Below are 1138 nucleotides of genomic sequence, written 5' to 3' on the forward strand. Positions count from 1 at the left end.
GAGTTGCGGGCGCTCTCCTCACGCGCGCTGGCCGCGGTGGTGACCCGGTCCAGCACGATCGCCATCACCACGATCGCCAGGCCCGCGTTGAACGCGGTACCGACGTCCAGGGACTGCAAGGCCTGGACCACCGTCTTGCCGAGACCCGGCGCATCGATCAGCGCCGCGATGGTGACCATCGCGAGCGCCGCCATGATGGTCTGGTTGACGCCCATCACCACGGTCCGCTTGGACATCGGGAGCAGGACCTTCAGCAGGGACTGCCTGCGCGTGGCGCCCAGCGAGTCCGCTGCCTCGACCGTCGTCGTCGGCACCGAGCGGATGGCGTGCGCGGTGATGCGGATCGCCGGGGGCGCGGCATAGATGAGCGTCGCGATGGCCGCGGATGCGCCGCCGATCAGGAAGAACAGGGTCAGCGGGGCGAGGTAGACGAAGGTCGGCATCGTCTGCATGAAGTCCAGGAACGGTGTCACGACCCGGTTGAACCGGTCCGACAGTCCTGCCCACACCCCCAGTGGGATCGCGAACAGCAGCGCGACCAGGACCGCCGAGAGGGTCAGGGCCAGGGTGTCCATGCTCTCCTGCCACAGGCCCTGCAAGCCCATGAAAGTGAACCCGGCCACCGCCAGCAGCGCCACCCGCCAGTTCCCGACCGCCCAGGAGACGTACCCGGCGATCCCCACCACCCCGAGCCAGCCGATCTGCGGAACGGGCCGGGCGTCGGACGGCTGGGAGATCAGATCCCGGACGAAGGTCACCAGGCTGTCGATGACCAGCCGGATCTCGTTGAAGAAGTACAGGAAGAGCGGGTTGGAGTTGCGGTTGGCGCCGATGGAGTCGTTGACGTCGTTGAACCACCGGTGCAGACCCGTCAGATCGGCCGCCGCCAGGGTCAGCGTCTGCCTGCCCCGCAGCACGGCGAAGAGCAGCAGCCAGACGACCAGGATCGCACCGAGCACCATGGGCCGGGTGACCTTGAACGCCTTCCTGGCCGGAGCGGTCGGCTGCGCGGACCCGGTCTTCTCGGGTTTCTCGATGGCGAGGGTCATCACCGGCCGCCTTCCTGCCCGGCGACGACCGCGAGGATCTCCTCGTCCCCCACGATCCCGAGCAGCCTGCCGTCCTCGACGACCTTCAC

General features: G+C 68.5%; 1 protein-coding gene. It reads right to left on the reverse strand.

What is annotated here, in order from left to right; all coding sequences use genetic code 11:
* A partial coding sequence (locus tag ABZ490_RS52210; protein ID WP_359008161.1) for an ABC transporter permease subunit occupies positions 1-1049 on the reverse strand: 1049 nt, incomplete at its 3' end.
* Positions 1050-1138 lie beyond the last annotated feature (89 nt).

Origin of the sequence: Streptomyces sp. NPDC005811 (assembly GCF_040630405.1) — a bacterium.
Lineage (GTDB): Bacteria > Actinomycetota > Actinomycetes > Streptomycetales > Streptomycetaceae > Streptomyces.